Origin of the sequence: Niallia sp. (genome assembly GCF_031978665.1) — a bacterium.
In the GTDB taxonomy this organism is placed as follows: domain Bacteria; phylum Bacillota; class Bacilli; order Bacillales; family Cytobacillaceae; genus Niallia.
Window position 1 is genome coordinate 68,269 of sequence record NZ_DALZDK010000012.1, and the last position, 9,332, is coordinate 77,600.

Consider the following 9,332-nt stretch of genomic DNA (forward strand, 5'->3'; position numbering starts at 1 on the left):
CCCGTTGCGGATCACATCAATTAGGGTATGACCTTCGCCACCGATTTTACCGACCACTTTCACTGGTATTTGATTGCTTTCAAGGAATGCTGCTGTTCCACTAGTCGCCATCAGGCTATAGCCAATATTCGTAAATCTTTTCGCAAGCTGTAAAGCTTCTTCTTTGTCTTTATCGCCGATTGTCATTAGAACTGTTCCAAATGTTTTAATCTTCATGCCTGAGGCAATTAAGCCTTTGTACAGTGCTTTTTCAAGAGTAATGTCTTTACCCATTACTTCTCCAGTTGATTTCATCTCAGGTCCTAATGTAATATCCACTCTTCGTAATTTTGCAAAAGAGAATACTGGAACTTTGACATAAACACCAGATTTCTCAAGCACTAAGCCTGTTGTATAGCCCTGGTCTTTTAAGGATGTGCCTAAAATAACTTTTGTTGCAATTTTCGCCATTGGCACATTTGTAATTTTGCTTAAGAATGGTACTGTTCTACTAGAGCGAGGATTTACTTCTAAGACGAACACTTCTCCTTTGGAAACAACGTACTGGATATTCAGTAAGCCGACAATCTTCAATCCTTTTGCAAGTCTTGTTGTATAATCTACTAATGTTTGCTTAATTTCTGTAGATAGGCTTTGTGGTGGATAAACTGCAATTGAATCCCCTGAATGGACTCCAGCACGTTCGATATGCTCCATAATCCCTGGAATTACTACATCTGTTCCGTCACAGATTGCATCCACTTCGATTTCTTTTCCTGTTAAGTAACGGTCAATCAAGATTGGCTGTCCTGGACTTGCTTTCACCGCATTTTCCATATAAGGAATCAACTCTTCATCTTTATAGACGATTTGCATGGCTCTTCCGCCTAGTACGTAAGATGGTCTTACAAGCACTGGATAACCAATTGATTTTGCAACTACAATCGCTTCTTCTACTGTTAACGCCGTTTTTCCGTCAGGTTGTGGAATACCTAAGTCGTGAAGACTTTGTTCGAACTTATCTCGATCCTCTGCTCGATCTAAATCTTCCAGAGATGTTCCTAAAATTTTGACGCCTCGTTCTGCTAATGGACCAGCTAGGTTGATGGCTGTTTGCCCGCCAAACTGTACAACCACACCTTCTGGCTTTTCTAGGTCGATAATATGCATCACATCTTCAATCGTAAGTGGTTCAAAGTAAAGCTTATCCGAAATACTGAAGTCAGTTGAAACTGTCTCTGGATTGTTATTAATGATAATTGCTTCATATCCAGCTTCTTTAATGGCCCATACAGAGTGAACCGTTGCATAGTCAAACTCAATCCCTTGGCCGATGCGAATCGGTCCAGATCCAAGAACAACAATGCTTTTCTTATCCGTTACAATCGATTCGTTTTCCTCTTCATATGTTCCATAGTAGTATGGTGTTTCTGATTCAAACTCAGCAGCACATGTATCTACCATTTTATAGACAGGCACGATGCCTTTTTCTTTTCTCCAGTTATATACTTCTAATTCTGATGTATTCCAGAGCTTTGCAAGCTGAATATCAGCGAAGCCCTTTTCTTTTGCTTCTTTTACATATTCCTCATCAAATGGATGATTGATTAGCTCTTTTTCGAACTTGATGATACCTTGAAGTTTATAAAGGAAGAATAAGTCAATCTTGCTCCATTCATGAATCGTTTCAATGCTAACACCTCGGTTTAGTGCTTCTGCAATGTAAAACAATCTTTCGTCTCCAGCAACTCTTATTCGTTTCTCTAGTAGCTCGTCACTTGTTTCGTCCGCTGCATTTAGAGAGAAGTGATATACTTTTGCTTCAAGCGAGCGAATCGCTTTTAATAAAGATTCTTCAAAAGTACGACCAATTGCCATTACTTCTCCAGTTGCTTTCATTTGTGTCCCTAGGTTACGCTTTGCTGACTCAAACTTATCGAAAGGAAAGCGTGGGATTTTACTTACCACATAATCAAGTGCTGGTTCAAAGCTTGCATATGTTTTTCCGGTAACAGGGTTCATCATCTCATCTAGTGTAAGGCCTACTGCAATTTTTGCAGCTAGCTTTGCAATTGGATAGCCAGTTGCTTTACTTGCAAGAGCAGAAGAACGACTTACCCTTGGGTTTACTTCGATAATATAGTATTGGAAGCTATCTGGGTCTAATGCAAGCTGTACGTTACAGCCACCTTCGATTTTTAGTGCACGAATAATTTTCAAGGAAGTATTTCTTAGTAGCTGGTATTCTCTATCACTTAACGTCTGACTTGGTGCGACAACGATACTGTCACCTGTATGAATTCCAACTGGATCGATATTTTCCATATTACATACGACAATCGCATTATCATTGCTATCACGCATAACTTCGTATTCAATTTCTTTAAAGCCTGCGATGCTTTTTTCTAATAAACATTGGGTAACTGGGCTATTTTTTAAACCGCTTGTTACGATTTCTTCTAATTCCTCATCATTATGGCAAATTCCACCGCCAGTTCCACCAAGTGTGAACGCAGGTCGAACGATTACTGGATAGCCAATTTTTGCAACAAACGCTTTTGCTTCGTCCATATTATGAATTATATCACTGTCTGGCACCGGTTCTCCTAATTCATTCATCAAGTTACGGAAAAGATCTCGATCTTCTGCTTGCTGAATCGCTGATAGCTTCGTTCCAAGTACCTCTACTCCACATTCCTCTAACACGCCTGCTTCCGAAAGCTCAACAGCAAGATTTAAGCCCGTTTGTCCTCCCAATGTTGGCAGAATAGCATCTGGTCTTTCCTTGCGGATAATTCGGCTGACAAATTCAAGGGTTAATGGTTCGATATAAACTTTATCGGCCATTTCTGTATCTGTCATAATGGTTGCAGGGTTCGAGTTTACTAAGATAACACGGTACCCTTCTTCCTTTAAAGCAATACATGCTTGCGCTCCTGCATAGTCAAATTCTGCTGCCTGCCCAATGATGATTGGTCCTGATCCGATTACTAATATACTTTTAATACTTTTAAGCTTTGACATATGCGGCACCTTCCTGTTTGTGAGATTGTATCATTTCCATAAAACGATCGAATAAATAGTTTGCATCCTCTGGTCCAGGAGATGCTTCTGGATGATATTGTACGGTAAATGCTGGGTATTCTTTATGCTGCAAGCCTTCAATTGTTCCATCATTTAATGCGATATGGGTTACTTCTAAGTTTGTATGATTAATCGATGCTTCCTCCACTGTATAGCCATGATTTTGAGATGTTAGAGAAACCTTTCCAGTTAACAAATCTTTTACTGGATGGTTGGAGCCTCTATGACCAAACTTCATCTTTTCTGTGTTTGCTCCACTTGCTAAAGCAAATAATTGATGGCCTAAGCAAATCCCAAAAAGCGGTACCTTCCCAATAATTCCTTTAATTGCTTCGATTGCTTCCGGTACATCCTTTGGATCTCCAGGTCCATTTGAAAGCATGACTCCATCTGGACTTAAGCTTAGTATCTCTTCTGCAGTTGTGTTGTAAGGAACAACGATGACATCACAATCTCGTTTATTTAATTCTCGTAAAATACCATGCTTCATGCCATAGTCTACTAGCACGACGCGACTGCCACGACCTGGACTTGGATAAGGCTTCTTTGTAGAGACTTGATTTACTTGGTCTGTACTTAATGGAATTCCTTTTAATTTTGCGATTACTTCTTCTGCATTTTCTTCGATGCTACAAATCGCACCTTTCAAAGTTCCATATTGGCGGATGATACGTGTTAATTTTCTCGTGTCAATGCCTGCAATTCCGGGAATATTCTTTTGCTTAAAATATTCATCTAATGATAGTTCATTACGCCAGTTTGAAGGAAAATCACACACTTCTTTGACAATAAATCCATGAATGGCTGGTGTTATCGATTCGAAATCATCTCGATTGATACCATAATTTCCTACCAATGGATACGTAAGTGTTACAATTTGTCCACAATAGGATGGATCGGATAGAATTTCCTGATAGCCTGTCATTCCTGTGTTAAATACTACTTCACCAAATTTTTCTGTATCGGCACCGAAGCCTTTTCCGATAAATACCGTGCCATCTTCAAGAATTAATTGTTTTTTCATGCGTGTACACTTTCCTTTCTCCAAGCAATCTTTCCACCAACGATTGTCTCAACCGGCCAGCCTTGACATTCCCAGCCAGCAAATGGGGTGTTTCTTCCTTTTGATAAAAATGTTTCTGGGTCAATTTTATTCGTATCCTCTAGATCAAGGATAACGATATCTGCTGTCTTTCCTGTTTCTAATGTTCCAGCATCTAATTTAAAGCTTTGAGCTGGTTTTACTGTTAGATAATCGATTAACTGTTGCAACGTCATTTTTCCTGTTTTTACAAAGTTCGTATAAAGGAGCGGAAATGCTGTTTCTAACCCAACAATTCCAAATGGTGCAACCTGCATCGATTGTGCTTTTTCTTTTGCAGTATGTGGAGCATGGTCTGTTGCGATAAAGTCAATTGTTCCATCTAATAATCCTTCGATTAGAGCTTTGCGATCCTCTGTTCCTCTTAACGGCGGATTCATTTTATAGTTCGTGTCAACAGAAGGGATATCCGTATCTGCTAAAAGTAAATGATGTGGCGATACCTCCGCTGTCACGCGGATTCCAGCTTTCTTCGCATCTCTTACGACACGTACCGATTCTTTCGTACTGATATGGCATACATGATAATGACAGCCTGTTGCTTCTGCTAAAAGAACATCTCTTGCAATTTGCACAGATTCACAAACACTTGGAATTCCATTTAAGCCGTTTGCCTTTGAAAATTCCCCTTCATGTACACAGCCTTTATTAATGAGGCTATTATCTTCACAGTGAGCGACAATTGCCATATCTAATGCAGCAGCTTGCTTCATTGCTTCTAGCATTTGTCCAGCTTCTTGAATTCCAACGCCATCATCGGTAAAGGCAAATGCTCCTAATTCTTTAAGTGCCTTAAAATCTGTAAGTTCACTACCTAATTGTCTAATGGTAATAGACGCATATGGTAAGACATTTACATTTGCCGTATTTTTTATCCTTTCATTTAAATTATGTAAATTTTCGACCGTATCAGGAACAGGTCTAGTGTTTGGCATATTCGCAATCGTTGTAAACCCTCCGCGTGCAGCTGCCATCGTCCCTGTCGCAATCGTTTCTTTCTTTTCTCCGCCTGGTTCTCTTAAATGAACATGTAGGTCAATAAACCCTGGAGCAACCACTTTTCCAGCTGCATCAATCACTTCATCTGCATTCGCATCAATTCCCTTTGCAATAGTCTTGATTGCTCCATTTTCGATCAAGATGTCCTTCTGTTCTAATTCCCCTGTAGTATTAAGCAACTGGCCATTTTTGATAAGTATTGACATGTTCATTTCTCCCTCCGATATTTTCTAATGATCTTTTTAACACACTCATGCGGATAAACACACCATTTTCCATTTGCTTAAAAATCCTGGAGCGTTCGCATTCGACAAGCTCATCTGCAATTTCTACATCTCTGTTCACTGGTGCAGGGTGCATAATAATGCTTCCTGGCTTCATTTTTCTTTCTCTTTCTACTGTTAGCCCATATAGCTTATGGTAGCTTTCTTTATCAAAAGCAGCTCTTTCATCTCCATGTCTTTCATGTTGGACACGCAGTAGCATAACAACATCAGATGTTTCAATCGCTGTATCAATATCTTCATAATTTGCATCCTGAAGGACTGTTTCATCAAACCATTCTCTTGGTCCAGAGAAAACGACTTCTGCCCCGAGTCTTGTTAGGGCATCTGCATTTGATCTTGCAACACGGCTATGGCTGATATCGCCGATGATGCTTACTTTCAAGCCGTTGAAGCGTTGGAATTCCTGCTGTATCGTCAGAAGATCTAGTAGGGATTGTGTTGGATGATGCCCACAACCATCGCCAGCATTAATTACTGGTATGTTTACATTTCCTACTAATTCATCAAAGTAATGGTCCTTTTCATGTCTAATGACCACAGCATTTATTCCTACTGATTCCAGCGTTCGAACAGTATCATATAATGTTTCTCCTTTAACAACACTTGAGGTTGTTGTTTCAAATGGGATTACCTCAAGCCCTAACTTTCTTTCCGCTACTTCAAAGCTGCTTTTTGTTCTTGTGCTAGCCTCAAAGAAGAGATTTGCAACAAAGCATTGATTTGCTGGTTTCCACGTTTCACCATTTGCAAACCGTTGTGCATCTCTTAAGATTTCTTGGATCTCTGTAACGGATAACTCAGTCGTAGTTAATAAGTTTTCCATGATACTACCTCCCGTTATTTGCTGCTTTTTTCTAAAAAAAACGCCCTAACAACTCGTTAGGGCGTCAAAAAGTTTGATTTTGCTTAGATTTAGGCTAAGTGAATCTAGCGCAAGAATCTATGCATCGTTTTTGGCACCCTTATAAGTCTCTCTGTACTTGTTTAAAAGGTGTTTATTATTTAGTTTCGTCTACAGCGATTGCTTCTTCGAATAAATATTCTTTTGCTTTTTCTCTACCAGGTAATACTAGGTTTAGGATAATTCCAAGGATTGCAGCAAAGGCCATTCCTTCTAGTTTAAAGTTTTCTCCCATATGGATGGAGAAGCCTCCAATTCCTGTTACCAGGATGACAGATGCAATCACTAAATTGCGATTTTTATTAAAATCAATCTTCGCTTCTACAATAATTCTTAATCCAGAGGACGCAATGATTCCGAACAGAAGAATCGATACGCCTCCCATTACCGGTGTTGGAATAGATTGAATAAGGGCAGCGATTTTGCCTATGAATCCAAACCCGATGGCAAGTACTGCAGCTCCTGCTAAGACATAGACGCTGTATACTCTTGTGATTGCTAATACTCCAATGTTTTCACCATATGTTGTTTTGGCAGGAGCACCCATTAATGCGGAGAGAATCGTTGCTGTTCCATCTCCTAATATACTTCTGTGCAATCCAGGATCTTTAATATAATCTTTTCCAACTACTTTGCTTAATACTAGCTGATGACCAATATGTTCTGTTAATGTAACGATTGCTACTGGTACAAATATTGTTAGTAAAGCAAGATTAATCTTTACAGGATAATCTACAAACGGAAAGATGAAATCTGGCATCGCAAACCATTTTGCATCAAGAACACCTTGGAAGTTAACAACCCCTACTAGCAAGGCGTATACATACCCTACAATAATACCTGCTAAGATTGGGATGAAGCTGAATACTCCTTTACCAAACATAGTGAAAAGAATCGTTGCTAGTAAGGTTACTAGTGCAACCGATATATACAGTAAGCTATATTCTTGATTCTCACTACCATTATTCATATACATGGATTGCCCTACTGCTGTTGTAGCTAACGCTAACCCGATAACCATGATTACTGGTCCAACAACAATTGGCGGTAGGATGTTCATAATCCAGCGATAGCCTGCTTTTTTAATAATTAAGGAAACAATGCCGTAGACTATCCCAGCAATGAATGTTCCAATCATTGCTGCACCTATTCCACCGCCAGGCATTGTCTTTGCCGCAATGACCGGCGCGATAAACGCGAAGGATGATCCTAAGTAGGCTGGAACCTTAAATTGCGTAATGATTAAGAATGCGAGTGTCCCTACACCACTTGATACTAAAGCGACCGAAGGACTCATTTCTACTAAGAATGGTACTAAAACAGTTGCACCAAACATTGCGAATAAATGCTGTAAGCTTAATGTTATCCACTGTAGGGCACTCGGCTTATCTTTAATTCCTAATAAGGGTTTTGATTCGTTCATTGCTGTCTCCTCTTTCTGCTAAAAAAATGATGACTGTATAATTGCTTACTAGTTTCCCCTATTGCCTAAACAATAAAACCCCTTTTCTGCTCAGCAAAAAAGGGGTTTTAGACAGGCTTAAAAAAACCTTATTTAAAAACTCCCCTTTTCAGCCTCACAGGACTGCTTTTAAAAGGGCACTATTTATTTTTCAAAAATATTTACTTCATCATGTCCGTCCACTTCGGCAAGTTCCACTACGATTTTTTCTGAACTGGAGGTAGGAATATTTTTCCCAACATAATCAGCTCTTATCGGTAGTTCTCTATGTCCTCTGTCTACTAGGACTGCAAGCTGTATGGATGCAGGTCTTCCCATATCCATTAGTGCATCCATGCCGGCACGAACTGTTCTTCCTGTATATAAGACGTCGTCTACAAGAATGACCTTTAATCCTTGAATATCTGTAGGGATATCTGAGCCCTTCACTAATGGCTCCTCATTTTTCGTCTTTTTCGATAAATCGTCTCGGTACAAAGTTATATCCAATTCTCCAACTTCGATTGGCTTGCCTTCGATTTGAGCAATTTTTTCTGCAAGGCGATTGGCAATGTATATCCCTCTTGTTCGAATTCCAACAAGGATACAATCCTCAATTCCTTTATTTTTTTCAATGATTTCATGAGCAATTCTTGTTAATGCTCGTCTGATTGCTTGATCATCTAGTACAAGTGCCTTTTGTGACATCTCGCTCACCATCCATGCTGTGATTCAACCTTTATTTTTATAAAAAAATATCCTCTCACCCTTTTGGATGAGAGGATATACGTATACTAATATAGCTATTGGCTTAAATAGCTAGGATCCGTTTTCCTTCTCAACCTCACGGGATTGATTTAAAGGACTTATTCAACTAACGCTATCTTAATATAAAATAGAAACCTTGTCAACGATTATTTCGTAATGTGTCTAGAAGGGTTTCGTATTCTTTTGGCAGTGGTGCTTCAAATTCTAAATATTCACCAGTACGTGGATGTTCAAATCCTAGTATTCCTGCATGTAATGCCTGTCCACCAATATCCAATGTTTTTCTTGGGCCATATTTAGGATCGCCTACAAGCGGGTAGCCAATATACTTCATATGCACACGAATTTGATGGGTACGACCAGTCTCTAGTTGACACTCAATATATGTGTATCCTTCTATTCTTTCTAACACATGAAAATGAGTAACTGCATGCTTGCCTTTATCAATAACCGCCATACTTTGTCTATCTTTTGTGTCACGACCAATTGGCGCCTCTATTGTTCCATAATCATGAGGAATAGAACCGTGCACCAATGCTTTATATTTTCTTGTTACTGTTTTTGCTACTAATTGATTAACAAGGCTTTCATGTGCAGCATCATTTTTTGCAACCATTAATAACCCAGATGTATCTTTATCGATTCGATGAACAATCCCAGGTCTCATAACTCCATTAATGCCAGAAAGATCTTTGCAATGAGCCATCAAGCCATTAACTAATGTGCCAGATACATGGCCAGGAGCTGGATGGACAACCATTCCTTTTGGCT

General features: G+C 39.4%; 7 protein-coding genes. All 7 read right to left on the minus strand.

Annotation, left to right across the window (positions count from 1 at the left end):
• The coding region (gene carB, locus RTL21_RS08555; RefSeq protein WP_312095269.1) for a carbamoyl-phosphate synthase large subunit at positions 1-3,003 on the minus strand (3,003 nt) is incomplete at its 3' end.
• The gene (locus RTL21_RS08560; RefSeq protein WP_312095271.1) at positions 2,990-4,087 is read right to left on the minus strand and encodes a carbamoyl phosphate synthase small subunit; all 1,098 of its coding nucleotides are present in this window, start codon (positions 4,085-4,087) and stop codon (positions 2,990-2,992) included. The genes carB and RTL21_RS08560, both read right to left, overlap by 14 nt.
• On the minus strand, positions 4,084-5,370 hold the full coding sequence (locus tag RTL21_RS08565; RefSeq protein ID WP_312095362.1) for a dihydroorotase: 1,287 nt from the start codon (positions 5,368-5,370) through the stop codon (positions 4,084-4,086). The genes RTL21_RS08560 and RTL21_RS08565 overlap by 4 nt, the downstream gene beginning before the upstream one ends.
• Positions 5,336-6,274, minus strand: coding sequence for an aspartate carbamoyltransferase catalytic subunit (locus tag RTL21_RS08570; RefSeq protein WP_312095273.1), 939 nt, complete (start codon positions 6,272-6,274; stop codon positions 5,336-5,338). Before RTL21_RS08570 ends, RTL21_RS08565 begins: the two co-directional genes overlap by 35 nt.
• 175 nt (positions 6,275-6,449) lie before the next feature.
• Positions 6,450-7,775 (minus strand): solute carrier family 23 protein, encoded by a 1,326-nt coding sequence (locus RTL21_RS08575; protein WP_312095275.1) that lies wholly within the window; start codon positions 7,773-7,775, stop codon positions 6,450-6,452.
• 183 nt (positions 7,776-7,958) lie between these two features.
• Positions 7,959-8,501 (minus strand): bifunctional pyr operon transcriptional regulator/uracil phosphoribosyltransferase PyrR, encoded by a 543-nt coding sequence (gene pyrR / locus RTL21_RS08580; protein ID WP_312095277.1) that lies wholly within the window; start codon positions 8,499-8,501, stop codon positions 7,959-7,961.
• 199 nt (positions 8,502-8,700) lie between these two features.
• On the minus strand, positions 8,701-9,332 hold a 632-nt coding region (locus RTL21_RS08585), incomplete at its 5' end, for an RluA family pseudouridine synthase (RefSeq protein WP_312095279.1).